Raw genomic sequence first — 25,088 nt, forward strand, 5'->3', positions numbered from 1 at the left:
CGGCCGGGGGTGGGTGTGCCGGGTGTGGGGCGTCCGCCGGCCGGTGGTGGCACGCGGCCCGGTGTGGGAGCGCCCGGTGTAGGCCTCCCGCCGACCACCGGTTGAGTGCGGCCGGGGGTGGGTGTGCCGGGTGTGGGGCGTCCGCCGGCCGGTGGTGGCACGCGGCCCGGTGTGGGAGCGCCCGGTGCGGGCCTGCCGCCGATCACCGGTTGAGTGGTCGGGGTCCTCGGCGGCAGCAGGGGCGGCCGGCCGCCCGGAGGCGTACCCCGACCGGGCAGCGGCCCGCCGGGCAGAGAAGTCACCGGCGGTATGACCGGCGGAATCGGCACCGGTACCACGGGTGGCAGCGGCGGCACCGTGACCACGGGTGGGAGCGGCGGCACCGTGACCACAGGCGGGGGCTGCGTGAGCGGCGGAGGCAGCGGTATCGGCGGAGGTCCGGTCAGGATCGGCCCTTCGACGAGCACCGGCGGGCCGAAGGTCGGCGGTGGGCTTCCTCCCGGGGGACCGCCGTTCGGAGGCGGGGAACCCGACGAGCCGCCACCCCGCGGCCCGGGGACCGGAACTCCGCCCCCGCCACCGCCGGAGTATGTGCTGCCGCCGCCACCACCCTTGTACTCTTGCGGCACCTTCGCGTCGAGCGGGCCTTCATAGGGCGGCGGCCACCACAGGTTCTTGTAGTACTGCTCGGTGTAAACCGAGTCGGCCTGGGTCATCACCGCGCGGGCCTGCCGGTCGTAGTCCGAGCGGATCGCGCCGAGATCGGGTGCCTCGGGGTCGTCGGTGAGGTCACTGATGCCGAGCCAACCCCAGTTGTAGTTCTCCGCGTCCTCCTTCTTCGCGGCCTCGAACTGGGCCTGCTCGGTCTGGAGGTGCTTGTCCCGCTTGGCCTTGAGCTCGGTGAGCTTCTTCTGCGTCTCGCGGGCCTGCTCGCCGATGACCTGCCACGCCTTGTGGTTGCCGCTGGCCTTGCGGCTGCCCTCGTTGAGCGTTTCGCGGATCTTGCCGACCTCTTCGACGAACTTCGCCCCGGCCGGGGAGCTCCACTGGCTCTGGAGCGCGCTGACGGCCGAGGTGAGGCGCGCCAACTGGGCCTCGAACAGCCAGGCCATCCCCTGCCAACCGAGCGCCTCGCGGGCGATCTCCGCGGGCTTGTCCTTGGCGGTGATGGAGACCAGCTGATCCAGGCTCAGGTGATCGAATTCCCCCATGTCCTGTCGTCCCTTCGCCTACAGACTGGCATCGTTGGCAGGAGGCTGCGGCAGCCCGAGTTCGGCAAGCGAGCGGGAGCGGTCCTTCGGGTTGAAGTAGCTCTCGACGCGCTTGAGATCCATGCTGTTGAGCTCATCGGAGTTGGCGTAGTCGTTGGCGACGCTCTGCGCGGCAAAGGCGATCGCCTGCATTCCCAGGGTGAGCTTGTCCAGCAGCTCAGCCGCCTTCTCGGTGCACTCGACGTGGTAGTCGCCGATGCGGTAGCCCTGCGCGTAGCCGTCGTCGATGCCGAACGACTTCGTCTGGGCGGGACCGCCGCCCAACTGGGCCCGCAACCGCGACGCGTTGGGAACGACATTCGTGTCGAGCTCTGCCTGGACCGCTTGCGCGAACGCGTGCAGCGAGTCGATCTGCACCTCGATCGGCTGGTCATTGAGGAAATTCGGCCTGTCCGTCACGCACGCCTCCCCGATCCGGCACGACGTATCCACTCTGATTGAGATCTATGGAGAGCGTACCGTCCCCGGGCGATCCAGGCTGCCCGCACCACCGTCATTCCCGATCTCCGCTGGTCACGTCGTCGAGCAGACCCACCGGCGGACCGAGCTGGGCGAGGGTCGGCGTGGGCATCCGGGTCGCCCGGGTCGGCCGCCACCGTCCACGTCGGCCGATCCGCCGGGCGATGGCCACGAGCCCCACGACCAGGGCCAGCCCCGCCCCGGTGCCGCCCACTGTCAGCGCGGCAGTCGCCAACCGGCGACGCTCCGCCTCCCGGGCCACCACCGCGGGATCGAGCACCGGCTCCACGGGTGTCGGAGCGACCGTCGGGACCGCCTGGACGAACCGTTCGGCAACCGCGCGGTACGGGTCGACCATGCCGAAGCCGTAGCTGTCGCTGCGCGCGCCGCCGGGGCTGGGACTCGCCGTCGCCGTCAGGCGCTGCGTCACCTCGCGCGCCGTCAGTTTCGGGTGGTACTGCCGTACGAGCGCCGCCGCGCCGGACACGAACGGTGCGGCGAAGCTCGTGCCGCGCCAGGTGGCGTGCCCCCGTCGGGGCGTCGCCGCGGTGATCCCGTCACCGGGGGCCACCAGGTCGACGAAGGCGCCCCGGCCGGATTGGGGAAGCACCCGGCCCTGCTGGTCGACCGCACCCACCCCGAGCACATCCGGGTAGGCGGCCGGATAGGGCGTCGGATTGCCGTCCTCGGCTGAGTTGCCGACCGCTGCCACGACCACGACGTCCGCTTCGACCGCGTTCCTGATCGCCGCCCGGACGGCCGGATGATCGGTGGTGAAGACAGCGGAGATGTTGATGACCTTGGCGCCCCGCTGCACCGAGTCGCGGACGACCGCGGCGAACTCGTTCGGGCTGACCGCGGCACCCGAGGCCCGGTCACCATCGGCGCGTCGCTCGCTCACGGTCATCGGTAGGAGCCTGGCGCCGGGCGCCACCCCGTGGAAACCAGTCCCGTCGACCTGACGCGCCGCGATGATGCTGCCTACCGCGGTGCCGTGCCCGACGCAGTCCCGGTTACCGGGGCCGTTCTTGCTGTACAGGTAGTCCCGCCCGGTCGACACCTGCCCGGCGAGCTGCGGGTGCACCGCATCCACACCGGAGTCCAGGACCGCGACGACGACGCCGGCGCCGGTCGCGAGCGGGAAGGCGCGCTGGGGTAGCAGTGCCTGCTGGGCCCACGGCACCGGCCGGATGACGTCCCCCGGCTCCTGGCACTGGACCGCGCTCGCGGGTGAGCCACCGCCGACTGCCGCGCCGAGCGTCGTACCCGCCGCGAGCAGCAGCGCGACGGCGGATCGGCGGATCAGCGCCCTCACGTGGGGCCGCCGGGTGTCCGCGCCTGCTTCGGGTCGAGCGCCGGCCCTTCCCGCAGCATCGCGACCAGGGTGGACGGCAGTCGCTTCGCCTGGTCCGGGCGGTAGCCGAGGTAGCCGATGACCTCGGAGGAGGCGAGCGAGTAGCGCACGCCCATGTCGGTGACGAGGGCGAAGGTCCCCGTCGGTGCCTCCGGCCCGGAGACCGACTCGACCAGGATGCCGTCGCCGGAGGGGACGACGATCTCGTCCGGGGTGGCCGACGTGCCGGACTGCGCGGACCGCACGCCGGCACCGGGTCGCGGGAGAGCCGCGCCGACCACCAGCCGCGTCGGCGTGGTGATGTCGCCGAAGACCAGGCAGAGCGAGTTGCGTGCCGCGGGGCCCTCGACGATGCGCGGGCGGCGCTGCGGGTGGCCTTCCTGACCTGTCGAGGTCTCCAGCCCGCGGGGCGAACGCCTGGCGGCACCGAGATCGTTGCGGATGAGAGGCTCCACCTTCTTGCCGCGGTAGGCGGTGGCGGTGGCCGGGTCGTTGATGATCAGGTCGGCTTGGAGCTGGGTGATGTCCGCGATGCCGTCGCGGAGGACGACGGAGTATTGCAGGTCGCCGCTCTGCGAGCGCGTCGCCACGACCTGGCCGACCCGGGCATCGGGCAGGGCGGAGCGACCACCGCGCCCGGCGATCGCGATCGGGCCGATGTCCGCCCCCTGGGGGAGGGCGTTGAGGAAGGAGGCCGCCACCGGGATCGCCTGCGTCGGGGTCAGCGCGAGGGCGCTGAGCACCATCTGGGGCTGGCGGATGAGGAACCGGCGGCTCTGCCAGACCAGGTGCAGCGAGTTGTCCGGGTGGCGCACCAGCAGAGCCTCGTCGCCGACGTCACGACCCGGGCGGGTGTCCGAGGCCACGTGCAGGACGGCCGCGGGCAGCGAGTTGCCGGTGGCGGTCGTCACCGGCCGGGAGCACAGCGACCACCCGTCGCGGCGCAGTCGCTTCGACTCGGGCAGGCTGTCGGGGGCGTCCACGATGCCGAGGGGCTCGCCGCGCGCGGCACCGCGCAGCGAGGTCCGCGCGACGCTGACCACCGAGAACGACTGGCGTTTCAGGATCAGGCGGGCAGACGTGTAGTTGAGCACCGGATGCAGCTTGTCGTCGAGGTAGACGTAGCGGGCGCCCGTCTCCTTCTCGAGGATGAGCACCTCGCCGCTGCGCCACGTCTTCTTGCCACCGGGGAACAGCACGCCGTAGATGCCGACCGCGGCGAGGGCCAGGACCGCGACCATGGTGCCGATGAAAAAGGTGCTGGCGGCCCGGGGAAACGGCACCCGTGCCGCATCCGCGTCCCGGTAGGCGAACGCCGACACCACCCGCTGCATCATGAACTGGTGGCTGACCAGTTGGTCCCGGCGGCTCGGCACGGGTGCTCCTCACGTTTTCGATGCTGTTCCGTAGGAGGCGCCGGCCAACCTGAGCCTGTGCGTCGACCCGGTCGGCCCTGGCACACAGAGTAGCCAGGGACCCAGCCGATTGCGGCGGGACCCTGGCCACTGTCCTGCGTGGAGCGTGGTGTTCGGGCCGATCAGAAGTAGTTGACCGCTCTGCGGTCGGTCTGCTGCATCCGGTCCGCACCGGCCGCGAGCGACACCTTGACCTGCCCGAGAATCATGACGATGTGGTTGGAAGCGGTGGTCCAGCGATCCTTACGGATCTTGTACGCGGCCTGCGCCTCCGAACTCCACGCGCTGCTCTCCAGCGGGCTGAGGTCGCGAGCGAGCTGGTCGAGCGTGCCGTTCATGGATCGAACGGCGGTGTCGATCGAGGCCACCGCCTCGCTGATGGTGCCGAAGTTGTAGACGATCTGCCCGTCAACGGGTGCCATGGTCGGTTGTCCTCTCGCTCGATCAGCCGCGAAGGCGGCCGACGATGTTGCCCGCGTCCTGAGCGGCCCTGGACACTTCACTCTGCGACTCGGAGTCTGCGGCGTCGAAGTCGCGGCCGGACGACCGGATTCCCTCGGCCACCTCGGCGAGACTGTTCGTGATGATCACGAGATCGCTGTTGATGTCAGCCTTGACCTTCTGGAACGTCCCACCGGTCTGACCGATCAGACCCTGTGCCATCGGCTCCAGATTGGCCAGCAGCGCGCTGAGCATCTGGGAGATCTGGCCACCGGCATCATCGGCCTTCCTGGCCGCTGCCTGAAGCTCTGGTGTTACCGCATTGAGTGCCAAAACACGTCACCCCCGCCGGGATAGATGCCTCAGCCAGTCAGCAAGACCGCGCCGAGCTGTCGATGTCTGACACTAGCCCCATGTGTCCACTAAGGCTGCCCCAACCGGGCCCTGTCGGAGAATTCGCGGAGGCAATTAGGACGATCAGTGTGGATTCGGGGGGTGGATGAGATCAAAAAGTGACGCTCACGTCGACGCCGTCATCGGTCTGGTAGTGGTCGACGAGCTCGCCGTCGGGCGGTCCCGAGATCTCTCCGCGGGTGTCGTACGCCATCATGGGCTGTCTCGTGGCCGGGTCGCGACGCCCCACCACCGGTGGGACGCCACCGTCCGGAACGGCCCACGGATCGTCGTGGGTGTCTTTGTCGTCCATCCGGTGCAGCGTAGTTGGTGGAAGTGTCCGTACCATCCCCCGTGAGCAGAGAGGAACCCAGTGACCGTTCTCCCTCCGCATCCGCCACGCCCGGACGAGCCGACCGGACGCCTCATGGGCACGACGGGTCTGCGGATCGGGCTGGGCCAGGTGATCTGCTGGCAGTTCTCCTGCTGCCTGGCCCTGCTGTCCCTGCGTGGCCCGCTGGCCCTCGCCGTCACCGGCGTGACCCTCGCGGTGGTGGCCGTGGCGGTGAGCGTCCTGCCATGGCGCGGCCGTTGGCTGTACCAGTGGCTGGCTCTCGGCGTCCGCTACCTCCTTCGACGGCGCGAGCCGTCGAGGCCGGCCGGTGACGGCGCGGACCTCCTCGACTTTCTCGCCCCCGGCGCGGTCCTGCGCGACGTCGAGCCCCAAGGGCGGGCCGACGATGCGATGGCGTTGGTCAGCCAGCCGGCCGGCGTGACCGCCATCCTGGAGGTGCAACCCGACGACCACGCCTTCTTCGCCACGCAACGGCGACCGCTGCCGAATCTGCTGACCCTCCTGCCCTCGGCGGAGACCAGCCCGCTGCCGACCTGCCTCCAGCTCGTTGTGGTGACGGACACGCCGGCCGCCCTGCCCGGGCCCGCCGGGGCCATCGCGGCGTCGTACCGCCTCGTCAGCGGCGGCGACGTGCCGGCCGGGCGATACTGCTGGCTCGCGATCCAGGTGCTGCGCACCCCGGCGGCCTTCCGGGACGAGACCCTTCGCCCGGTGCTGCTCAACGTCGTCAACCGCACCCGCAGGCGGCTGCGGGACGAACATCTGAGCAGCACGCCACTGTCCGCCACGCAGGTCCTGTCCGCCGCCTCGGTCGTGTCCCAGATCGACTCCCGTGACCTCGCCGACGGCGGCGCACCCCGGGAGACGTGGCGTGGGTGGCACTCCGGCACGCGGCTGCGCACCGCTTTCCGGGTAACCGGCTGGCCGGGGCGTCCCTGGTGGCCACACCCCGCCCACGCCGGCTGCACCGTCGCCGTGTCCGCCCTCGCAGTCTCCGATCCCGCCCGTGGGGGCCGCGACGGTGAGGTCATGGTGGAGTCGACGATCGGCCTGTCCGCCGCCGACCAGGGCACCCTGCTCGCCAGCGGTGCGTCCCTGCACCGGCTGATGGGCTCCTGCGGCGGGACGCTCGAACCCTTCGACGCCCGGCACCGCCCCGGCGTCGCCGCGACCGCGCCACTGGGCTGGACACCGAAGCGGGGCCGGGCCCTTCCGGCGCGTCGCGGGACCACCCGGCCGGTGAACGTCGGCACGCTGACCCAGGTGGCCGGTGGCGCCGGCCTGACCGTCGGCCGTGACCGTCAGGGCCAGCCGGTGGTCCTCCGGGTGGCGCGGACCTCCCCGACCCGGATCGTCGCCGTCGGCGGCATCGCCTTCGCCCAGCTGCTCGTCTACCGCTGGCTTGCCCTCGGCGTGAAGATCACGTTGCAGACCACCCGACCAGAGCCGTGGTCGGCGTTCGCGCGACGTGCCGGCGTCGATCAGAGCATCATCTCCTTCGCCCCCCTCGGCGAGCCCGCGGCACCCGCGGCGGCGGGACGCCCCCGGGTCGTCGTCGTGGACGCCGGTCCGGTCGACTGGCGACACACCAACTGGCAGGCACCGGGGCAGAGCACGGTTGTCGTACGCCAGGAGGTCACGGTGGCCGACGTGGCTCTCCTCTCGGTCTCGGACATCGCTGTCCTGCAGCCCCTCACCCCCGACGAGGCGGCGATCGCCGCGACCGCACTGCGGTGTGCCACAGCCGGGCCGTGGATGACCCGGATCGGCCCCTCCCAGATCACGGTCATCTCCCAGGGCACGGCCCGCTGGGCGACGCTCAATCCCACCGACACGGAGGCCAACACCGTCGGCTCCCCGATCCGGCCCCACCCCTGACGACGCACGCCGCCGCCGGGGGTCAGAAGTCGGCGAACAGGTGCGGCAGTTCCCGCGGGAACAGCCGACGCAGCTCCCGGGCGGCGTCCACCGGCACCTCGCCCAGTCCGCGTACACCCACCTCGACCGGGTCCAGCACCCCGTACGCCAGTGCGGACAGGCCGGCGGCGGTGAGCCGGGCGGCCGGTACGGCGCCCTCGGCGGAGGCCCCCGCCGGCTCCACGGCCAGCTTGCCGGAGGTGCCGTCGAACAGGTGGCGGCCGGCGAGCCAACGGTCACCGACCACCTCGACCAGGACGCGCCCGCCCCCGACCGGCTGGTCGGCGAGCGCGTCCAGGCTGAGCAGCCGGGCCATCGGCGCGGTCGGGTCCGGCCGGGCCACCCGCGCCTCGACCTGCACGTCCAGGTCGGTCAGCCACAGCTCCGGCAGCTCCTCCGGGAGGACGTGGACGCTGATCCGGGCCACCTGGTCGACGTGCCGGGCGAAGAACTGGAGCACCGACGTCCGGGCATACGGGTCGTCGACGAGCAGGTCGTCGGCGATCAGCGTGCCGGCGTGGTTGTCGATCCGGTAGGTGACCGCGCCGACTGTCTCCCCGTCGCGCACCACGCTGACCAGCCAGCGGTCGTCGCGGTCGCGCAGGCCGACCGCCCGGAACTCGGGGAAGACCGCGAAGCCGTGCCGTTCGCGCAGGCAGCGTTCGGTGTATGCGCGCCACCGTCCGTAGCCCACCCCGATCCGCTCCCACACCACCTCGTCGGGCAGTTCGGCACGCACCAGCGGCGCCAGGTCCGCGGGGGTGAAGATCGCGGTACGCCGCCGGGGCAGCCCGACGTAGCCGAAGCGCTCGTAGAACGAGGCCCGGAACGGGTGCAGCGCGCTGAGCTGGTGGCCCTCGTCCCGCATACCGTCGAGGACCTGGTGCATCAGCGTGCGGACGTGCCCGCGCCGACGGGCCAGGGGGTGGGTGGCCACGCCGGCGATCCCGGCCATCGGCAGCACCGCGCCGCGTAGGTTCTGCCGCATCGGGATCGCCGACACGGCCGCGGCGGTGATCCCGTCCTCCTCGGCCACCAGCGTGGTGTTCCCGGCGTTGTACGCCAGGTAGGCGCGGAACTCGTCGGTGCGCGCCGCCTCCAGCGGTGAGGCCTCGAAGGCGTACGCCTGGAGGGGGAAGCTGGTCGTCAGTCGTTCCTCGGCGGCCAGCCGGCGAATACGCATCCGTTCATCCCAACCGCCCCGGGCGCGGTCCGCAACCGGAAAGCCGGCGGGTCAGGCATCGGTGACGTCGGAGATGACCACCGTCACGTTGTCCGGCGCGCCGGCCTGGTGGGCCAGCTTCACCAACTGCTCGCCGCACTGCTGGCGGTCGCCGTAGGTGGCGAGCGCGGCGGCGATGGCGGCGTCCTCCACGTAGTCGGAGAGGCCGTCGCTGCACAGCAGCAGCCGGTCGCCGGGAAAGACGGTGAGCGCCCCGACCGCCGGGGGCGCGTCGGAGCCCTGCACCGCGCGGGTCACCAGGGAACGCTGCGGGTGGTGGCGGGCCTCGTCGCGGGAGAGCGCCCCCTGGTCGACGAGCGCCTGCACGAACGTGTCGTCCCGGGTGAGCTGGGTCAGCTCGTGGTCGCGCAGCAGATAGCAGCGGGAGTCGCCGACCTGGGCGAGGACCAGGGTGTCGCCGGCGAGCAGGGCGGCGGTCAGCGTCGTACCCATGCCGTCGCGGGCCGGGTCCACCGTGATGGCCGCGCGGATGCGCTGGTTGGCGGTGCTGACCACGGCGCGCAGCGCGTCGGCCGCTTCGTCGGCGACGGTGGGCGGGGTCAGCTCGTCCAGGATGCGGATGACGATCTCGCTGGCCACCTCGCCGGCGGGGAGCCCGCCCATGCCGTCGGCCACCGCCACGAGGCGGTCACCGGCGAGGGCGGAGTCCTCGTTGTTGGTCCGGACGAGGCCGACGTCGTTGAGGATGGCCGAGCGGAGGATGAGCGTCATGGGACAAGCTTGCCAAGAACTACGGCCTCGCGTCTGCACGCGCCAGCGGGTCTGCGGAAAGAAATGTCGTCCGCCTGCCTCCCGGGCGCGCGGGCACCGTCCGTTGTGGACGGAGTCGGTGGGCGCGGGGGTGTCCGGTCACACGGCTCTGGGATGGTTGTCATAGGGCTATGGTGCTACACCGTGCCGTTGCGTGACCGGAACCCACCCGGCGGGGGAGAAACAACAGCCGGTCGACTTCAACCCGTGCTGGCCGGGGTGGTGACCGCGCTGGTCGGCTTCGCCAGCTCGTTCACCGTCGTCCTGGCCGGGTTACGCGCGGTCGGCGCCGACCAGGCCCAGGCCGCCTCCGGCCTGCTGGCGCTCTGTGTGGCCAGCGGGTGCTGCGCCGTCTGGCTCGGCCTGCGGCACCGGCTGCCGCTCGCCATCGCCTGGTCCACGCCGGGCGCGGCGCTGCTCGTGGCCACCGGGCCGGTCCCCGGGGGTTGGCCGGCGGCGGTGGGTGCCTTCCTGCTCACCGGCCTGCTGATCGTCGCGGCCGGGCTGATCCCCGCGCTCGGTCGCGCGGTCGCCGCGATCCCTGCGCCGATCGCCTCGGCCATGCTGGCCGGGGTGCTGCTGCCGCTGTGCACCGCCCCGGTACGTGCCCTGGTCGAGGTGCCCCGGCTGGCCGGGCCGGTGGTGCTGGTCTGGTTGCTGCTGCACCGGTTCGCCCGCCGCTGGGCGGTGCCGGGGGCGCTCGCCGTGGCCGTGGTGGCGATCGCGCTGACCACGGACGGGCCGACCCGGCTCGATGCCGCGCCGGTCGTGGCACTGACCGCGCCGACGTGGACGCTGCCCGCCGTCGTCGGGCTCGCGCTGCCGCTGTTCCTGGTCACCATGGCCGCGCAGAACGTGCCCGGCACCGCCGTGCTCGCCGGCTACGGCTACCGGGCCCCGCTCGGTTCCGCGTTGCGGGTGACCGGGCTCGCCACCGCGCTCGGCGCCCCCGCCGGCGGTCACGCCGTGAACCTGGCCGCGATCACCGCAGCCCTGGCCGCCGGCCCGGACGCGCACCCGGACCCGCAGCGGCGCTGGATCGCCTCGGTCACCGCCGGGATCGGTCTGGCGCTGCTCGGCCTGAGCGCCGGCGTGGCCACCGCGCTGGTGCTGCTCTCCCCGCCGGTGCTGGTCGAGGCGGTCGCCGGGCTGGCCCTGCTCGGCGCGCTGGCCGGTGCGGTGGCGGCGGCGGTCGCCCGGCCGCAGGCGCGGGAGGCGGCCGTGGTCACGTTCGTGGTCACCGCCTCGGGGGTCAGCCTGCTCGGGGTGGGCGGCGCGTTCTGGGGGCTGGTCGCCGGCTGCCTGATGCTGCTGCTGTTCCGCCGCCGCGCGGCGGCCGGTCCGGTGGCCGGGTCGCCGGCGAAGGAGGAAGCCGAGGGGACCGTCCCGTCGCTTCCCGCCCGGACCGGATGACCGTCACTCCTCGGCGGGAAGCTCCGCGGCCGGGACGGTGAGGCGGACCGTGCCGTCGGCCACCGTGGCGATCCGGTCGGCCAGCACGTAGACCGCGCCGGTGCGGACCAGCTCGGTGGAGACCTTGAGGTAGCCGTCGCGCAGCAACCGGGCGGCCAGGTCGGCCGGTACGTCCGGTTCCTCGACGGCCGCCGACTCGATCAGCTCGTCGAGGCTGCTGCCCGGGTCCACCGGGGCGGACGCCTGCACGGTCACCGCGGCCGGGTCGCCGCGTTGGACGAGATCCACGGTGCCCACGTCGACGCCTGTGGAGTCGACCACCCGCATGCCGGTCGCGACCCGGGAGACGGTGTCCTGCTGCTGGCTCATGCCGCAGCGGTTCCCGGTGCGCGCGGACGCTAAACGGACGGAGTCCAGCCGCCGGGCGGTCGGGGGGACAGCTCACGCCAGGTGTCCGGCCCGTCCAGCAGCGCGCGGACCGTCTCCTCGGCCTCCTCGACACTTGCGTGCTCGTAGAAGCGGGAGACCCCTTCGGCGCCGCCGGCCCGCTGCTCCACGTGCCAGCGGTCGCCGTCCACCCGGAGGAAGACGTCCCGCCGCGCGAGCCGCCCCCACTTCCCGTTCCACAAGTGCCTGCGCTGCTCCATGCCCGGACCCTATCGAACATGTGTACGATACGCGTCGGCCCCCGAGGGAAATCCCCCGGGGCCGATCGGGTATGGCGTCAGCGCGGGGCTGGCGGTTCCTGCCGGCGGCCGAGCACGTCGTCGAGCGCGCCGCGCTGGCCCGGCGTGCCGTGGCCGCCGGCGACGAGCGCGTCCCGGATCTCGGTGAGCAGCTTGACCTCCTCGCTCGGGGCCGAGGGGGGTGGCTCCTCGCCGCGCCTGCGCCGCTCGGCGAGCCGGTTCATCGGGTAGACGACCAGGAAGTAGAGCGCCGCCGCGGTGAGCGCGAACGTGATCACCGCGTTGACGAAGGCCACCCAGTCGAACGGGATGCCCCGGAACTCCGGCGTCGAGCCGGTGAGCCCGTCGTTGCTGCCGGTGATCAGGGCGATGAATGCCCGGACCAGCGGTTCCAGGAACGACTTGGTGAGTTGGGTGACCACGCCGGTGAACGCGGCACCGATGACGACGCCGACCGCCAGGTCGACGACGTTGCCGCGCATGATGAAGTCCTTGAAGCCCTTGAGCATCCGTACTCCCGTGCTGTCCGAGTCTGCGTCCGGGACAACCTATGCCCCGGCCGGCACTTCGAGAAAAGCGCCGGCCTCGATCGCCGCCCGGTGCGGGTCGCCGGCCCGGATCGCCTCGACCAGACGGCCGTGGTCGACGTACCGCTCGGGGGTCAGCGTCTCGCCCATGGCCTGCGCGACGGTGCTGCGCAGCGCGGCGCCGACCGAGGCGTACAGCTCGGCGAGCATGGCGTTGTGCGCGGCGGCGACCACCACCGTGTGCAGCGCGGCGTCCGCCTCGACGAACTCGTCGACCCGGCCGGTGCGCCAGGCGGCCTCCCGGGCCGCGAGCGCGCCGTCGAGCGCCGCCAGGTCCGCAGGTGTACGCCGCAGCGCGGCGAGCCGGGCGGCCTCCACCTCGAACGCGCGCCGGACCTCGACCACCTCGGCCATCCGGTCGTCGGTGAGCCGGCGGGCCACCACCGGGGCCAGCTCGTCGGTCGACACCACGTAGGTGCCGGAGCCCTGCCGGCACTCCAGCACCCCGGCGTGCACCAGGGCCCGGACCGCCTCGCGGACGGTGTTGCGTCCCACCCCGAGCGCGGCGACCAGTTGCGGCTCGGTGGGGATGCGCCCGCCCACCGGCCACTCGCCGCCGAGGATGCGTTCCCGGAGCTGCTCGATGGTCTGCCGGACCCGGTGGCCGCGCGGAGGCACGGCGACGGAATTGACGGCCGGTGTCACCGGTTACACCTGCTGCCGAAATTCATCCCATGATTGTAGGTTCGAGGTCATGACTCCGCCACCGACGCCCGCCGCGACCGTGCCGGCCCCTCCCGTCACACCCACACCGGCCGGTGGCCGGACGGTCGGCCCGGCCCGGGGCGGCCTGCTCGTGCTGGCCGGGATGCTGCTGGTCGCGCTGAACCTGCGCGCCGCGGTGACCAGCCTCGGCGCCCTGCTCGACGAGATCCGCGTCGGACTGGGCCTCTCCGGCGCCATGGCCGGCCTGGTCACCACGCTGCCCACCGTCGCGTTCGCCGCGCTGGGCGCGCTCACCCCCTGGCTGGTCCGCCGCTGGGCCGCGCCCCGGCTGCTGGTGCTGGCCATGCTCGCGCTCACCGTCGGGCAGGTGCTGCGGGCGGTCACCGACTCCGCCGCCGTCTTCGTGCTCACCAGCGCGCTCGCGCTGGCCGGCATCGCGGTGGCGAACATCATGCTGCCGATGCTGGTCAAGCAGCACTTCCCGCACCGCACCGGGCTGGTCACCGGGGCGTACACGATGGCCTTGACGGTGGGCACCACGGTCGCCGCCGCCTCCGCCGTGCCGGTGGCCCACGCCTTCGGCTCCTGGCGGGCCGGGCTCGGCATCTGGGCCGGGCTGGCCGCGCTTGCCGTACTCCCGTGGGTGCCGCTGGCGCTGCGGGCCCGTGCCGCCCGGCGGACCGCCACCGCGACGACGGTCGCCGCCGCCCCGAGGCGGGTGCAGCCGGCGCGGACCCGGCTCGGCTGGGCCATGGCGCTCTACTTCGGGGCGCAGTCGCTCAGCGGGTACGCGATCATGGGCTGGCTGGCCCAGCTCTTCCGGGACGCCGGTTACCGGCCGGAGACGGCCGGACTGCTGCTCGCCGGGGTGACCGCGCTGGGCGTGCCGGTGGCGCTGATGATGCCGACGCTGGCCGGGCGGCTGGCCACCCTGCGCCCGCTGGTGCTGACGCTCACCGCGTTCTCCACCGCCGCGTACGTCGGCCTGGCGCTCGCCCCGCGCGGCCTGGCGCCGCTGTGGGTGCTGCTGCTGGCGCTCGGCCAGGGCGCGTTCCCGCTCATCCTGACCACGATCGGGCTGCGCGCCCGCACCGCCGAGGGCACCGTGGCGCTGTCCGCGTTCGCGCAGAGCACCGGGTACGTCATCGCCGCGCTCGGCCCGCTGCTGGTGGGCATCCTCTACGAGGCGACCGGCGGCTGGACCGCCCCGATCGGCTTCCTGCTCGGCGCGCTCGTCGTGCAGACGGCGGCGGGCATGGCGATCGCCCGTCCCCGCTACATCGAGGACGAGCGATGACGCCTGTCGGTCAGGAGGAGGCGGTGGGGGTGGGTTCGCCCGCGACGGCCTGCTCCACCGTCGGATAGGTGTGCAGCACCTCGACCAGCCCGCTGACCTCGAGGATGCGCAGCACCCCGCGCTGCGGGGCGGCCAGCCGGACAACGCCGCCCACCTCGTCGCAGTTGTTCTTGGCGCGGACGAACACCGAGAGCCCGGTCGAGTCGCAGAACGACACCTCGGCCAGGTCGAAGACGAGGCGGCTGCGCCCCTTGTCCAGCAGATCCGTGATCTGGTCCTGCAACTGCGGTGCCGTGGCCATGTCCAGCTCGCCCGCGACCGACACGACGACCACGTCGCCGCGCTGTTCCGTATGCACCGTCAAGGACATTCGTCGACCTCCTGTGTTCGGAGGAACGGTATCCCACGAAGGGCGCGCCGCGCAGAACGGGAGTGGTCCCCGCCGCCGTCGATCATTTCTTTGCTCCTGGACAAGTAGCCCGTCAGCCGCCGGTGATAGAGTCCGCCCGTTCAAAACAGGGAGGTCACCATGGCGTTGAGCGAACAACAGGGTGGTCGGCTCGCCCACCTGCTCAGTGAGCACGCGGACCGGCTGACCAACCGCTGGACGGAGATCGTCGCCGCCTCGGTGCGCGGGCGGTTGAGCCGGGCCGAACTGGCCCGACAGGCGCAGGAGCTGCACCGTGCTCTGGTCGACGCCGGCCAGCAGGGGATCGCCGACCTGTCCGGCGAGCACGGCGGGGAGTTGCGGGCGGTGTTGTCCGAGCTGTCCACCAACCGCGCCCGGCAGGGGTTCTCCGCCACCGAGACCGCGATCAGCGTGTTCGCCTTCAAGGAGGCGCTGCTGGAGCTGATGGAGGAGGAGCGGGGTGAGGACACGCTGCGCGACTTCGTCGCCTTCTCCGCGCTCGTCGACCAGATGGGCCTGTTCACCATCGAGACGTTCGTCCGGGCCCGGGAGAGCCTGATCGCCGACCAGGCGGAGCAGCTTCTGGAGCTCTCCACGCCTGTGGTCAAACTGTGGGAGGGCGTGGTCGCCGTCCCGCTGGTCGGGACGCTGGACTCGGCCCGTGCCCAGGTGGTGATGGAGCGGCTGCTGCAGACGCTCGTCGACACCGGCTCCCCGTACGCGATCATCGACATCACCGGCGTACCGGCGGTGGACACCCAGGTCGCCCAGCACATCCTCAAGACCGTTGTGGCCGCCCGGCTGATGGGCGCCGACTGCATCATCTCCGGCATCCGGCCGCAGATCGCCCAGACGATCGTCGCCCTCGGCATCGAGTTCGGCGACATCGCGACCAAGGCCAGCCTGGCCGACGCGCTGCGGCACGTACTGCGCCTGACCGGGGTCGAGACCACCGCTCGCCGCCCGCGCCGGGAGTCCTGATGGAGCGGGTGCCGATCCTCAAGATCGGCGACATCCTGCTCGTCTCCATCCAGGTGGACATGTCCGACCAGACGGCGGTCCAGCTCCAGGAGGACCTGGCCGAGCGGATCGTCGCCACCGGCTGCCACGGTGTGATCATCGACCTCACGGCGCTGGACATCGTCGACTCGTTCGTCGGCCGGATGCTCTCCACCATCGCGTCCATCTCCAAGGTGCTGGACGCCGAAACGGTGGTGGTCGGCATGCGCCCCGCCGTCGCCATCACCCTGGTCGAGCTGGGGCTGTCCCTCAACGGCATCCGTACCGCGTTGAACGTCGAGCGGGGCATGGAACTGGTCGCGGCCAGCCGCGCCGACGACTGGGACGACGCGGCCTACGACGAGGACACCGAGACGACGGCGAAGGCATGACCGTGGGCGTCGACCTGGGAGTGCCGGCGACGCAGCTGATCCGCAGCGACGAGGACGTGGTGCGGGTCCGGCAGTTGGTGCGTAGCACCGCGGTCGCGGTCCGGCTCTCCCTGGTGGACCAGACCAAGCTGGTGACGGCCGCGAGCGAGCTGGCCCGGAACACCCTGATCTACGGCGGTGGGGGCCACGCCGAGGTGAGCACCGTCGAGGACGGGCGCCGGCGCGGGGTGCGGATCGTCTTCGCGGACGAGGGACCGGGCATCGTCGACCTCGACCTGGCACTCACCGACGGCTACACCACCGGCGGCGGGCTCGGCCTCGGGCTCAGCGGCGCCCGCCGGCTCGTCGACGCCTTCGACATCCAGACGGCGGTCGGGGAGGGTACGCGGATCACCGTCACCAAGTGGTCGCGATGACCGACGAGGTGGTCCCCGACCACGGCGTGTGGTTCCGGGTCGAGAGCGGCGCCACCGCAGGCGGCGTACGGCGGGCCGCCGAGCGTCTCGGCCGGCAGCTCGGACTGAGCGCACCACGCATCGCCGACCTGGCCATCGTCGCCACCGAACTCGTCACCAACCTGGTCAAGCACGCCCGCGAGGGCACGCTCCTGCTGCGTCCGGTGCGACGGACCGGGCTGGCCGGGGTGGAACTGGTGGCCATCGACTCCGGCCCGGGTATGGCCGACCTGACGCTCTCCTCGACCGACGGGCACTCCACGGTCGGCACGCTCGGCATCGGCCTCGGCGCGATCGCGCGGCAGGCCACCCGGTTCGAGGGCTACTCCCTGTCCGGCCGGGGCACGGTCCTGGTCGCCCAGGTCTGGGACGTGCCACCGCCGCCGCCGGACTGGGCCGCCGGGCTGACCCGGCCGATCACCGGGGAGGAGAGCAGCGGCGACGGGTACGCCGTCCGGGAGGTCGACGGGCGACGGCAGGTCCTGGTCTGCGACGGCCTCGGACACGGTCCGCTGGCCGCCGCCGCCACCACGGCCGCCATGTCCGCGTTCCGCTCCGCACCGGCCGGGCCGCCCGACGTGGTGGTGCGGCACCTGCACGCCGGGATCTCGCACACCCGCGGCGCGGCGCTCGCGGTGGCCGAACCGGAACCCGCGTCCGGCCTGCTCCGCTACGCCGGCCTGGGTAATATCTCCGCGATGATCGTGGCACCTGGCGAACGGCGGCGCGGGTTGGTGTCGCTGCCGGGCATCGCCGGGCACCAGCGCCCGTCGATCCGCGGATACGACTACCCGTTCTCCGCCGACGCGACGCTCGTCATGCACAGCGACGGGGTGGTGGACCGCTGGGACCTCGACGGCTATCCCGGACTCGCCGGCCGTAGCCCGCTGCTGGCCGCGGCGACCCTGCTGCGCGACGCCGGTACCCGTCGCGACGACGCATGTGTCCTGGTCGCCCGGGGGATGGTGTGACCGGGCCGCTCCTGCACCTCGCGCTCCGGGTGGAGCAGGACATCTTCCTGGTCCGCCAGCGCGGCCGGGAGGTCGCCGCCGCGGTCGGCCTGGAACACCAGGACCAGGTACGGATCGCCACCGCGCTCAGCGAGGTGGCCCGGGAACTGCTGCACGGGGTCGACGGGGCGGACGTGACGTTCGCCCTCGGCCGGGACGCCGCCGGCCGGGTGATCCTCCAGATCGACCTGTCCCCGGTCCGTCCGCTCCCCGGCGGACGCTACGAGCCACAGTCCGGCGCGGTCGCGCGTCTGGTCGACGCGTTGCAGACGGTGTCGGTCGAGGGCGATACGGTCGTGAGGATGTCCCGACGAGTGCCGGACCACGCCGCCGAGTTGACGCCGGAACGCGCCGCCGAGCTGCGCAACGAGCTGGCCGAGCGCGCTCCGGGCTCGGCGCTTGACGAGTTGGCCGCGCAGAACGCCCAGCTCATCGCCGCCCTCGACGAGGTGCGCAGTCAGCGCGACGAGCTGGCGGTGCTCAACGCCGAGCTCCAGGACACCAACCAGGGTGTGATGGCGCTCTACAACCAGCTCACCGAGGAGCTGGAGGAGACCAACCGCGGTGTGGTGGCGCTCTACGCCGAGCTGGACGAGAAGTCCGCCCAGCTGCGGGCCGCCAGCGAGTCGAAGAGCCGGTTCCTGGCGAACGTGAGCCATGAGCTGCGCGCCCCGGTGACCGCGATCATCGGCCTGGCCCGGCTGCTGGCCGACTCCGCTTCCGACCCGCTCACCGGCGAGCAGGCCCGCCAGGTGGGGCTGATCCGCTCCTCCGCGGGCGACCTGCTTGGCCTGGTCAACGAGCTGCTCGACCTGGCCAAGGCCGAGTCGGGCCGGATCGAGCCGGACTGGTCCGAGGTCGACCTGCGTGCGGTGTTCGGGCAGTTGCGCGGCACGTTGCGGGCGTTGGCCACCCGCCCCGAGGTGGACCTGGTGGTGGAGGAGCCGCCGGCCCCGGCGACGATCCGCTCGGACCAGGTGCTGCTCGCGCAGGTGCTGCGCAACCTGCTGCACAACGGTCTGAAGTTCACCGAGCGGGGCGAGGTGCGGCTGCGCGCCGAGCGCCACGACGACCAGTGGTCGCTGTCGGTCACCGACACCGGCGTCGGTGTGCCGCCGGAGCTGCACGAACGGGTCTTCGAGGAGTTCTACCAGGTGCCCGGCACGACCCGGGTGGGTGGCACCGGGCTCGGCCTGCCGTACGCGCGACGGCTGGTCACGCTGCTCGGCGGGACGCTGGAGCTGTCCAGCGCACCCGGCCAGGGCAGCACCTTCACCGTGCTGCTTCCCGTGGGCGGAGCGTGAAGGTGGACAGCGGGCCGGTGACCGTGCTGGTGGTCGACGACAGCGGTCCGAAGCGCTACCTGCTGGTGAACTGGCTGACCCGGGCCGGTTTCACCACCATCGAGGCCGAGAACGGCACGGCGGCGCTGGACCGGGTGGCCCGCGAGCCGATCGACCTCGTGGTGCTCGACGTGCGGCTGCCGGACATGAGCGGCTTCGAGGTGTGCGAGCGGATCAAGGAGGTGCACCCCTCGATCCCGGTCATCCACGTCTCGGCGCACGCGGTCGACGTGGTCGACCGGGCGCAGGGTCTGACCCGGGGCGCGGACGCCTACCTGGCGGAGCCGATCGAGCCGGAGGAGTTGGTCGCCACCGCGCACGCGGTGCTGCGCTACTACCAGGCGCGGCGGCGGGCCGAACAGCTCGCGGAGCGGCTCGCCGCGCTCGCCGACGCCACCGTGGAGATGCACGCGACGCCCAACTTCGTCCGGCTGCTGGAGGCGGCGGCGAGCGGGGCGGCGCGGATCTTCAACGCGCCGGCGGCGGTGGTCGCGGAGACGTTCGACGGGGACTGCCTGGCCGGGGTGGCGGCGGACCCGCACACGCCGGCCAGGATCGTGCCGTGGGTGGTGGACGACACAGGCGTGCCGCTCGGCACCCGGGTGTGGGTGCACGAGCCGGCCAAGTGGCCGCTGGCGGACTGGCCGGCCGGCGACACGGTGACCGTCGCCGCGTCCCGGCTGCGCGAGGACCGGGCCCCGCTCTACGTGGTGGTGCCGACAGCCACCCAGACCGTCCGCACGCCGGTGCTGGTGCAGCTCGCCCAGGCCGTCGCGTCGGCGGTGGAGGCGCAGCGGTCCTTCGACGAGGAACACCGCATCGCGGTGACGTTGCAGCGCAGCCTGTTGCCGCAGCGGCTGCCCGACGTCGTCGGCCTGGACCTGGCCGTCCGGTACGAACCGGCGAGCGCGCAGACCGAGGTCGGCGGCGACTTCTACGAGCTGGTGATGCTGGACGGGCACCTGCTGGTGGCGATCGGGGACGTGGCGGGGCACTCGCTGCACGCCGCGACCGTGATGGCCGAGTTGCGGCACGCGGTCCGGGCATACGCGGTCGAGGGGCACCAGCCCGGTGTCATCCTGGACCGGGTCAACGAGTTGATGCGTACGCTGCTGCCGAACGAACTGGCCACCATCTGCGTGCTGCTGCTCCATCCGCCCAGCGGGCTGGTGCGACTGGCCAGCGCCGGGCATCTGCCGGCGCTGCTGAGCCGCGATGGTCGGGTCGAGTTCGTGACCCATTCCGCGCCGTTGCTCGGGGTGCGCGCGCCGCGCCCGCCCGACCTGGAGTTCGTGCTGCTCGCCGGGACCACGCTGGTGCTCTACACCGACGGGTTGATCGAGCGGCGGGACGCCACCATCGACGACGGCATGGCGGCGCTCAGCGTGGCCGCCGCGCGGGTGGATGACGACCTGGACGAGTTCTGCCAGCGGCTGCTGGTGGAGCTGGCCCCGCCGGAGATCAACGACGACGTCGCGGTGGTCGCCGTCCGTCGCCGTTGACGTGCCACAACGCATGTCTCACCCAGTGTTACCGGCACTGCCGGAAGGCATGCCGACTCCGTGCCGCCTTTGCTCTGCAGCCATTCACGCATCGGGCACTTGAGCAGGCATTCCGGGTGGATCATGCCCGGTGCTGCCGAGACGCTTCCGTCACTGTGGGTGTGCCCGGCGAGCGGACGTCCACTGCGGGTCGTATCGCGAATGTGTCGGGCCGTCCTCATACGCTGACCCGATGACCACGAAGACCAGCGAGCTCCTCGCCGTCACGGCGCCGCGCACGGCCGCAGTGGTGCGCGGCATCGCCGACGACCAACTCGGCCTGCCCACGCCCTGTGCCGACTACACCGTGCGCGACCTGCTCAACCACCTCTTCGACGTGGTGGTCAACTTCCAGGCGCTGGCCCGCCGGGAAGAGGTCGACTGGACGCGCAAGGCAGACCGTCTGGTCGGCGACTGGCGGGCCCGGTTCGCCACCGAGGCCGCCCGGCTGACCGAGGCATGGTCCGACCCGGCCGCGCTGGAGGGAATCTCGCCGGGGATGGGGCTGCCCCAGGAGACGCTCGGGTGGATGGCCCTGATCGATCTCACCGTGCACGGGTGGGACCTGGCCCGGACCACCGGCCAGGAACTGACCGTGGACCCGGCGGTGGTGGCGGCGGGGCACGAGTTCATGGACCGGATGGGCGACACGGGGCAGAAGATGGGCGCGTTCGGCCCGCCGGTGGCCACCGACGCGCACCCCGACACAGTGGAAGCACTGCTCGGCCGGACGGGCCGCGACCCGGCCTGGGCGCGCTGACCGGGCGAAACCGCGCTGCCGCAGCCGGCGGACCGGGCCCGCTGAGCGGGTCGCCGGCTCAGCGGGCGTCGAACAGCCCGCTGGAGCCGGCGACGGCCAACCCGATCACCGTCGAGCAGCAGCACACGGCAAGTGCGGCGCTCACCGCCAGGAGGATCAGCCAGGTCGGTCCGCGTCGCGCCGCCGGCTGCTCCTCCTCGGTCATCCCGGCAGTTTAGGTGGAGGCAGGGTGCTGTCCGCGGCCCCTAAGCCCGGTCGAGGCGATCCAGGATCCAGGCGGTGACGAACGCCTCCTCGCGCCAGGCGTCGTACCGGCCGCTCGGGCCGCCGTGGCCCGCGCCCATCTCGGTCTTGAGCAGGTAGTCGCCGGCCGGCGCGAGCGACCGCAGCCGGGCGATCCACTTGGCCGGCTCGTGGTAGAGCACGCGGGTGTCGTTGAGGCTGGTAACCGCCAGGATGGCCGGGTACTCGGCGGTGGTCACGTTCTCGTACGGGGTGTACGACTTCATGTACGCGTACACCTCCGGGTCATCCAGCGGGTTGCCCCACTCCTCCCACTCGGTGACCGTCAACGGCAGCGACGGGTCGAGGATCGAGGTCAGCGCGTCCACGAACGGCACCTGCGCGACGATCCCGGTGAACGCGTCCGGGGCGAGGTTCGCCACCGCGCCCATCAGCAGGCCGCCGGCCGAGGCGCCCCGGGCCACCAGCCGGTCGCTCGCCGTCCAGCCGGCCTTCACCAGGTGCCGGGCGCAGGCCACGAAGTCGGTGAACGTGTTCTTCTTGGCCAGCAGCTTGCCCTCGTCGTACCAGCGCCGGCCCAGCTCGCCGCCGCCCCGGATGTGCGCGACCGCGAAGATCACGCCGCGGTCGAGCAGGCTGAGCCGGGTGATGGAGAACCACGGGTCCATGCTGGCCTCGTACGACCCGTAGCCGTAGATGACCGCGGGCGCGGAGCCGTCGCGCGGGGTGCCTCGGCGGCACACGAGCGAGATCGGCACCCGGGTCCCGTCGTCGGCGAGCGCCCAGTCCCGGTGCTGCTCGTAGTCGTCCGGGTCGTACTCCCGCCCGTCCGGCCCGGGACGCACCGGCTTGCGCCGCAGCAGCGTCAACTCCCGGGTGGACAGGTCGTAGTCGTAGATCGAGTCGGGCGTGACGAGCGAGGTGTAACGCAGCCGCACCCGGTCGGTCCGGTATTCCGGGTTCGCGTCCAGCCCGACGCTGTAGATCGGCTCGGGGAAGCCGATGTCCCACGTGTCGTCGCTGCCCACCGGCAGGACCCGCAACCCGGTCAACCCGTTGCTGCGCAGCGACACCACGAGGTGGCTCTCGAACGCGTCGACCGCTTCCAGCCGGGTGCCGGGGGTGTGCGGGATCAGCGGCGTCCACTCGCCGGGCGCGTCCGCCGAGGTGTACGCGAGCGCGAAGTCCTCCGCGCCGTCGTTGTGCAGGATCAGGAAGCGGTGGCCGTGGTGCTCGATCGCGTACTCGATGCCCTGGCGGCGCGGGGCCACGACGGCCGGCTCACCGGTCGGGTTGGCCGCCGGGATCACCCGGACCTCGCTGGTGATCTTGCTGTTGATGTCGATGACCACGAAGCGCTCCGAGCGGGTCAGCTCGACGCCCACCCAGAACCGCTCGTCGTCCTCCTGGTGGACCACCACGTCCTCGCCCGACCGGGTGCCGATGGTGTGCCGCCACACCCGGTTCGGTCGCCACGCCTCGTCGACGGTGACGTAGAACAGCGTGGTGGCGTCGCGTGACCAGGCCGTGCCGTAGAACGTGTCCGGGATCTCGTCGGGCAGCACCTCGCCGGTGGTCAGGTCCTTGATCCGCAGGCTGAAGCGCTCGTCGCCGGAGAAGTCGGTGGAGTAGGCCAGCCACCGCCCGTCCGGGCTGACGTCGAACGCGCCGAAGGAGAAGAAGTCGTGCCCCTGGGCGAGCTGGTTGCCGTCTAGCAGCACCTCCTCGCCGTCGAGCGGGGCGCCGTCCGCACTGACCGGGGGCGTGGTCTCGCCCGCGCGGACCGCGCGCCGGCAGTGCACGCCGTACTGCTGCCCCTCGACCGTCCGGGTGTAGTACCAGTAGCCGCCCTTGCGGGTGGGCACCGACAGGTCGGTCTCCTGGGTGCGCTGCCGCGTCTCCTCGAACAGTGCCGTACGCAGCCCGGCCAGGTGCGCGGTGCGCGCCTCGGTGTACGCGTTCTCGGCGTCCAGGTAGGCGATCGTGTCCGGGTCGTCCCTGGTGGCGAGCCAGGCGTACTCGTCGAGGACGGTGTCGCCGTGGTGGATCCGCTCCGTCGGGACGCGCTTGGCGGCCGGCTGTGGGGTTTCGGTCACGGCGCCACGTTACCGTTCGCCGGGCCGCCGCCGGGTGCCACCGCCGCCCGACATCGATGACTCGCCGCCAGGTCTTTCGAACATGTGTACGATAACTGCCATGGCGGCTGCAGCGCGTTCCCCCGATCGTCCCGGAGCCCACGACGTCACCCGCGAGCTGGCCGCGATCTGCGGTCGCCCGTTCGCCCGGTCCGCCGGTCCCGCCGACGAGGTGGCGGGCCGCACCGCCCGGTGGGTGGCCGTGCCCGGCGGCCCGCACGCCGCCGCCGAGGTGGTGCGCCTGGCTGCCGCGTACGACCTGACCGTGGTGCCCCGCGGCGCCGGCACGAAGATCGACTGGGGTGCCGCCCCGGCGCAGGTCGACATCATGCTCGACACCGGCCGGCTGGCCGGGATCTGGCACGAGCCGCACGCGGTCGCGGTGGCCGAGGTGGGCGCCGGCACACCCCTGCGGGCGGTGCAGGCCACCCTGGCCCGCACCAACCGACGCCTCCCGGTCGACGCGCCCTCGCCCGGAGCCACCCTCGGCGGGGTCCTCGCCGCCGACGAGGCCGGCCCGCTGCGCCACCGCTACGGCAACCCGTGCACCCAACTCGTCGGCGTGCGCTACCTCGATGCCGACGGCGAGCTGGTCAGCGTGGGCGAGTCCGGCACGGCGCGGCTCGGCCGGGCCGCTCCGGGCGGCAACGGCGGCCTGTTCGGCGACGCCCGGTCCGGCGACCTGGCCGCCGGTACGCCGGGGCTGGACGTGGCCCGGCTCCTCTGCGGCTCGCAGGGCGGGCTCGGCGTGCTGATCTCCGCCACCATGCGGGTGCAGGCCGTGCCGGCGGGCCGACTGTGGGTGTCCCGCCCGGTATGGACCCCGCTCGAGGTGCACGACCTGGTCCGCGCCGTGCTCGCCGCCGGCGTCGAACCCGCCGCGGTCGAGCTCGACCTGCCGGTGCCGCTTCCGCTGCCCCGCCGTCGGATTCCGGCGTCGCATCCCTCGGTGGCCGGCCGCCCCGACCATCCCGCGGTCACCGGACGGCCCGCGGCGGGCCGCCTGGTGGCGCTGGTGGAGGGTGGCCCGGCCGACGTGGCGGAGCGCGCCGAGCGGTTGACCGAGGTCCTCGGCGCCGAAGCGGTGGTCGACCACCACGCGCCGCAGTGGTGGGGGTGCTACCCGTTCGCCCCGGGCGACACGGCGCTGCGCATCGAGGTGCCGATCACCGACCTGCACGCGGCCGTGTACGCGTTGCGTGACGCCGCCGGCGCACCCGTGCCGGTACGCGGCTCGGTCGGCTCGGGCTCGGTGCACGCCGCCCTGCCCGGCGCGCTGCCGCCCGAGCGGGTCGCGTCGATCCTCAGCGCGGTCCGAGGCGTGCTGATCGCCCGGCAGGGCCGGTGCGTGGTGGTGGCCGCGCCCACCCCGGTACGCCGGACCGTCGACCTGTGGGGCGACCTGCCGACGTTGCCGCGACTGCGCAGCGCCAAGGCACACCTGGACCCGCACCACCGCCTCGCCCCCGGTCGCCTCCCCGGCGGTCTCTGAGGCCGGGCTGTCGGCGGCGCAGGACTCGAAGGCCCGGGTGGCCGGCCGGCGGCGTGGGGAAG

At 72.8% G+C, this 25,088-nt stretch carries 26 protein-coding genes and 1 pseudogene; 11 read left to right on the forward strand and 16 right to left on the reverse strand.

Annotated features, from left to right (window positions below; all coding sequences use genetic code 11):
- The 7 genes and pseudogenes from ACLQ2X_RS17050 to ACLQ2X_RS17080 form a co-directional block, all read right to left on the reverse strand.
- Window positions 1-1,211 (reverse strand): annotated as a pseudogene (locus tag ACLQ2X_RS17050) (hypothetical protein); the annotation flags it as partial.
- Window positions 1,212-1,229: 18 nt separating this feature from the next.
- A complete protein-coding gene (locus ACLQ2X_RS17055) occupies window positions 1,230-1,670 on the reverse strand; it encodes a hypothetical protein (protein WP_425682009.1) in 441 nt (146 codons plus the stop codon).
- Between the two features lie 94 nt (window positions 1,671-1,764).
- On the reverse strand, window positions 1,765-3,045 hold the full coding sequence (gene mycP / locus ACLQ2X_RS17060) for a type VII secretion-associated serine protease mycosin (RefSeq protein ID WP_425682010.1): 1,281 nt from the start codon (window positions 3,043-3,045) through the stop codon (window positions 1,765-1,767).
- The gene (gene eccB / locus ACLQ2X_RS17065) at window positions 3,042-4,460 is read right to left on the reverse strand and encodes a type VII secretion protein EccB (RefSeq protein ID WP_425682011.1); all 1,419 of its coding nucleotides are present in this window, start codon (window positions 4,458-4,460) and stop codon (window positions 3,042-3,044) included. The genes mycP and eccB overlap by 4 nt, the downstream gene beginning before the upstream one ends.
- Window positions 4,461-4,621: 161 nt before the next feature.
- On the reverse strand, window positions 4,622-4,921 hold the full coding sequence (locus ACLQ2X_RS17070) for a WXG100 family type VII secretion target (RefSeq protein ID WP_425682012.1): 300 nt from the start codon (window positions 4,919-4,921) through the stop codon (window positions 4,622-4,624).
- 22 nt (window positions 4,922-4,943) lie between these two features.
- Window positions 4,944-5,273: a WXG100 family type VII secretion target gene (locus ACLQ2X_RS17075; RefSeq protein ID WP_425682013.1), complete on the reverse strand. Its 330-nt coding sequence runs from the start codon at window positions 5,271-5,273 to the stop codon at window positions 4,944-4,946.
- A gap of 172 nt (window positions 5,274-5,445) precedes the next feature.
- Window positions 5,446-5,646 (reverse strand): hypothetical protein, encoded by a 201-nt coding sequence (locus ACLQ2X_RS17080; protein ID WP_425682014.1) that lies wholly within the window; start codon window positions 5,644-5,646, stop codon window positions 5,446-5,448.
- Between the two features lie 114 nt (window positions 5,647-5,760).
- Here ACLQ2X_RS17080 and ACLQ2X_RS17085 point away from each other — a divergent pair, with 114 nt between their 5' ends.
- Entirely contained in the window at window positions 5,761-7,566 is a 1,806-nt protein-coding gene (locus tag ACLQ2X_RS17085) for a type VII secretion protein EccE (protein ID WP_425682015.1), read from the forward strand.
- A 22-nt stretch (window positions 7,567-7,588) separates the two neighbouring features.
- On the opposite strand, the gene ACLQ2X_RS17090 is transcribed toward ACLQ2X_RS17085, so the two are convergent.
- Window positions 7,589-8,788, reverse strand: a complete 1,200-nt coding sequence (locus ACLQ2X_RS17090; RefSeq protein WP_425682016.1) for a GNAT family N-acetyltransferase — start codon at window positions 8,786-8,788, stop codon at window positions 7,589-7,591.
- Between the two features lie 51 nt (window positions 8,789-8,839).
- On the reverse strand, window positions 8,840-9,559 hold the full coding sequence (locus ACLQ2X_RS17095) for a PP2C family protein-serine/threonine phosphatase (RefSeq protein WP_425682017.1): 720 nt from the start codon (window positions 9,557-9,559) through the stop codon (window positions 8,840-8,842).
- Between the two features lie 183 nt (window positions 9,560-9,742).
- Between ACLQ2X_RS17095 and ACLQ2X_RS17100 the strand changes: the two genes are divergently transcribed.
- Window positions 9,743-11,011 carry a benzoate/H(+) symporter BenE family transporter gene (locus ACLQ2X_RS17100; RefSeq protein ID WP_425682018.1) on the forward strand — a complete coding sequence of 423 codons (1,269 nt, stop codon included), beginning with the start codon at window positions 9,743-9,745 and terminating at the stop codon, window positions 11,009-11,011.
- Window positions 11,012-11,014: 3 nt separating this feature from the next.
- Here ACLQ2X_RS17100 and ACLQ2X_RS17105 read toward each other — a convergent pair whose 3' ends face one another.
- The 4 genes from ACLQ2X_RS17105 to ACLQ2X_RS17120 form a co-directional block, all read right to left on the reverse strand.
- Entirely contained in the window at window positions 11,015-11,380 is a 366-nt protein-coding gene (locus ACLQ2X_RS17105) for a hypothetical protein (protein WP_425682019.1), read from the reverse strand.
- Window positions 11,381-11,409: 29 nt separating this feature from the next.
- The gene (locus tag ACLQ2X_RS17110; RefSeq protein ID WP_425682020.1) at window positions 11,410-11,658 is read right to left on the reverse strand and encodes a hypothetical protein; all 249 of its coding nucleotides are present in this window, start codon (window positions 11,656-11,658) and stop codon (window positions 11,410-11,412) included.
- 77 nt (window positions 11,659-11,735) lie between these two features.
- Window positions 11,736-12,206: a large conductance mechanosensitive channel protein MscL gene (mscL, locus tag ACLQ2X_RS17115; protein WP_425682021.1), complete on the reverse strand. Its 471-nt coding sequence runs from the start codon at window positions 12,204-12,206 to the stop codon at window positions 11,736-11,738.
- A gap of 39 nt (window positions 12,207-12,245) precedes the next feature.
- Window positions 12,246-12,929 carry a FadR/GntR family transcriptional regulator gene (locus tag ACLQ2X_RS17120; protein WP_425682022.1) on the reverse strand — a complete coding sequence of 228 codons (684 nt, stop codon included), beginning with the start codon at window positions 12,927-12,929 and terminating at the stop codon, window positions 12,246-12,248.
- A 49-nt stretch (window positions 12,930-12,978) separates the two neighbouring features.
- On the opposite strand from ACLQ2X_RS17120, the gene ACLQ2X_RS17125 reads away from it, so the two are divergent.
- The gene (locus ACLQ2X_RS17125) at window positions 12,979-14,247 is read left to right on the forward strand and encodes an MFS transporter (protein ID WP_425682023.1); all 1,269 of its coding nucleotides are present in this window, start codon (window positions 12,979-12,981) and stop codon (window positions 14,245-14,247) included.
- Between the two features lie 10 nt (window positions 14,248-14,257).
- On the opposite strand, the gene ACLQ2X_RS17130 is transcribed toward ACLQ2X_RS17125, so the two are convergent.
- Entirely contained in the window at window positions 14,258-14,617 is a 360-nt protein-coding gene (locus tag ACLQ2X_RS17130; protein ID WP_425682024.1) for an STAS domain-containing protein, read from the reverse strand.
- 159 nt (window positions 14,618-14,776) lie between these two features.
- On the opposite strand from ACLQ2X_RS17130, the gene ACLQ2X_RS17135 reads away from it, so the two are divergent.
- The 7 genes from ACLQ2X_RS17135 to ACLQ2X_RS17165 all read left to right on the forward strand — a co-directional run bounded on the left by ACLQ2X_RS17135 (window position 14,777) and on the right by ACLQ2X_RS17165 (window position 21,156).
- The gene (locus tag ACLQ2X_RS17135; RefSeq protein WP_425682025.1) at window positions 14,777-15,637 is read left to right on the forward strand and encodes an STAS domain-containing protein; all 861 of its coding nucleotides are present in this window, start codon (window positions 14,777-14,779) and stop codon (window positions 15,635-15,637) included.
- Window positions 15,637-16,047 (forward strand): STAS domain-containing protein, encoded by a 411-nt coding sequence (locus ACLQ2X_RS17140; RefSeq protein WP_425682026.1) that lies wholly within the window; start codon window positions 15,637-15,639, stop codon window positions 16,045-16,047. Before ACLQ2X_RS17135 ends, ACLQ2X_RS17140 begins: the two co-directional genes overlap by 1 nt.
- The gene (locus ACLQ2X_RS17145; protein WP_425682027.1) at window positions 16,044-16,463 is read left to right on the forward strand and encodes an ATP-binding protein; all 420 of its coding nucleotides are present in this window, start codon (window positions 16,044-16,046) and stop codon (window positions 16,461-16,463) included. The genes ACLQ2X_RS17140 and ACLQ2X_RS17145 overlap by 4 nt, the downstream gene beginning before the upstream one ends.
- The gene (locus tag ACLQ2X_RS17150; protein ID WP_425682028.1) at window positions 16,460-17,473 is read left to right on the forward strand and encodes a SpoIIE family protein phosphatase; all 1,014 of its coding nucleotides are present in this window, start codon (window positions 16,460-16,462) and stop codon (window positions 17,471-17,473) included. The genes ACLQ2X_RS17145 and ACLQ2X_RS17150 overlap by 4 nt, the downstream gene beginning before the upstream one ends.
- Window positions 17,470-18,816, forward strand: coding sequence for a sensor histidine kinase (locus tag ACLQ2X_RS17155; RefSeq protein ID WP_425682029.1), 1,347 nt, complete (start codon window positions 17,470-17,472; stop codon window positions 18,814-18,816). Before ACLQ2X_RS17150 ends, ACLQ2X_RS17155 begins: the two co-directional genes overlap by 4 nt.
- A 2-nt stretch (window positions 18,817-18,818) precedes the next feature.
- A complete protein-coding gene (locus ACLQ2X_RS17160; protein WP_425682030.1) occupies window positions 18,819-20,357 on the forward strand; it encodes a SpoIIE family protein phosphatase in 1,539 nt (512 codons plus the stop codon).
- 232 nt (window positions 20,358-20,589) lie between these two features.
- Entirely contained in the window at window positions 20,590-21,156 is a 567-nt protein-coding gene (locus ACLQ2X_RS17165; RefSeq protein WP_425682031.1) for a TIGR03086 family metal-binding protein, read from the forward strand.
- Between the two features lie 58 nt (window positions 21,157-21,214).
- Here ACLQ2X_RS17165 and ACLQ2X_RS17170 read toward each other — a convergent pair whose 3' ends face one another.
- Both ACLQ2X_RS17170 and ACLQ2X_RS17175 read right to left on the reverse strand, forming a co-directional pair.
- The gene (locus ACLQ2X_RS17170; RefSeq protein ID WP_425682032.1) at window positions 21,215-21,361 is read right to left on the reverse strand and encodes a hypothetical protein; all 147 of its coding nucleotides are present in this window, start codon (window positions 21,359-21,361) and stop codon (window positions 21,215-21,217) included.
- Between the two features lie 40 nt (window positions 21,362-21,401).
- A complete protein-coding gene (locus ACLQ2X_RS17175) occupies window positions 21,402-23,495 on the reverse strand; it encodes a S9 family peptidase (protein WP_425682033.1) in 2,094 nt (697 codons plus the stop codon).
- Between the two features lie 100 nt (window positions 23,496-23,595).
- Between ACLQ2X_RS17175 and ACLQ2X_RS17180 the strand changes: the two genes are divergently transcribed.
- Window positions 23,596-25,026: an FAD-binding oxidoreductase gene (locus ACLQ2X_RS17180; RefSeq protein WP_425682034.1), complete on the forward strand. Its 1,431-nt coding sequence runs from the start codon at window positions 23,596-23,598 to the stop codon at window positions 25,024-25,026.
- The last annotated feature ends 62 nt before the right edge of the window (window positions 25,027-25,088 follow it).

The sequence above is a fragment of the Micromonospora sp. DT31 genome (assembly GCF_049841795.1).
GTDB lineage: Bacteria > Actinomycetota > Actinomycetes > Mycobacteriales > Micromonosporaceae > Micromonospora.

What these genes read in the sequence shown, in the direction of transcription:
- ACLQ2X_RS17070 (WP_425682012.1), bottom strand. Translation starts at nt 4,921, where the DNA reads ATGGCACCCGTTGACGGGCAGATCGTCTACAACTTCGGCACCATCAGC.
- ACLQ2X_RS17080 (WP_425682014.1), bottom strand. Translation starts at nt 5,646, where the DNA reads ATGGACGACAAAGACACCCACGACGATCCGTGGGCCGTTCCGGACGGT.
- ACLQ2X_RS17085 (WP_425682015.1), top strand. Translation starts at nt 5,761, where the DNA reads ATGGGCACGACGGGTCTGCGGATCGGGCTGGGCCAGGTGATCTGCTGG.
- ACLQ2X_RS17090 (WP_425682016.1), bottom strand. Translation starts at nt 8,788, where the DNA reads ATGCGTATTCGCCGGCTGGCCGCCGAGGAACGACTGACGACCAGCTTC.
- ACLQ2X_RS17095 (WP_425682017.1), bottom strand. Translation starts at nt 9,559, where the DNA reads ATGACGCTCATCCTCCGCTCGGCCATCCTCAACGACGTCGGCCTCGTC.
- ACLQ2X_RS17105 (WP_425682019.1), bottom strand. Translation starts at nt 11,380, where the DNA reads ATGAGCCAGCAGCAGGACACCGTCTCCCGGGTCGCGACCGGCATGCGG.
- ACLQ2X_RS17110 (WP_425682020.1), bottom strand. Translation starts at nt 11,658, where the DNA reads ATGGAGCAGCGCAGGCACTTGTGGAACGGGAAGTGGGGGCGGCTCGCG.
- mscL (WP_425682021.1), bottom strand. Translation starts at nt 12,206, where the DNA reads ATGCTCAAGGGCTTCAAGGACTTCATCATGCGCGGCAACGTCGTCGAC.
- ACLQ2X_RS17125 (WP_425682023.1), top strand. Translation starts at nt 12,979, where the DNA reads ATGACTCCGCCACCGACGCCCGCCGCGACCGTGCCGGCCCCTCCCGTC.
- ACLQ2X_RS17130 (WP_425682024.1), bottom strand. Translation starts at nt 14,617, where the DNA reads ATGTCCTTGACGGTGCATACGGAACAGCGCGGCGACGTGGTCGTCGTG.
- ACLQ2X_RS17135 (WP_425682025.1), top strand. Translation starts at nt 14,777, where the DNA reads ATGGCGTTGAGCGAACAACAGGGTGGTCGGCTCGCCCACCTGCTCAGT.
- ACLQ2X_RS17140 (WP_425682026.1), top strand. Translation starts at nt 15,637, where the DNA reads ATGGAGCGGGTGCCGATCCTCAAGATCGGCGACATCCTGCTCGTCTCC.
- ACLQ2X_RS17145 (WP_425682027.1), top strand. Translation starts at nt 16,044, where the DNA reads ATGACCGTGGGCGTCGACCTGGGAGTGCCGGCGACGCAGCTGATCCGC.
- ACLQ2X_RS17150 (WP_425682028.1), top strand. Translation starts at nt 16,460, where the DNA reads ATGACCGACGAGGTGGTCCCCGACCACGGCGTGTGGTTCCGGGTCGAG.
- ACLQ2X_RS17165 (WP_425682031.1), top strand. Translation starts at nt 20,590, where the DNA reads ATGACCACGAAGACCAGCGAGCTCCTCGCCGTCACGGCGCCGCGCACG.
- ACLQ2X_RS17170 (WP_425682032.1), bottom strand. Translation starts at nt 21,361, where the DNA reads ATGACCGAGGAGGAGCAGCCGGCGGCGCGACGCGGACCGACCTGGCTG.
- ACLQ2X_RS17180 (WP_425682034.1), top strand. Translation starts at nt 23,596, where the DNA reads ATGGCGGCTGCAGCGCGTTCCCCCGATCGTCCCGGAGCCCACGACGTC.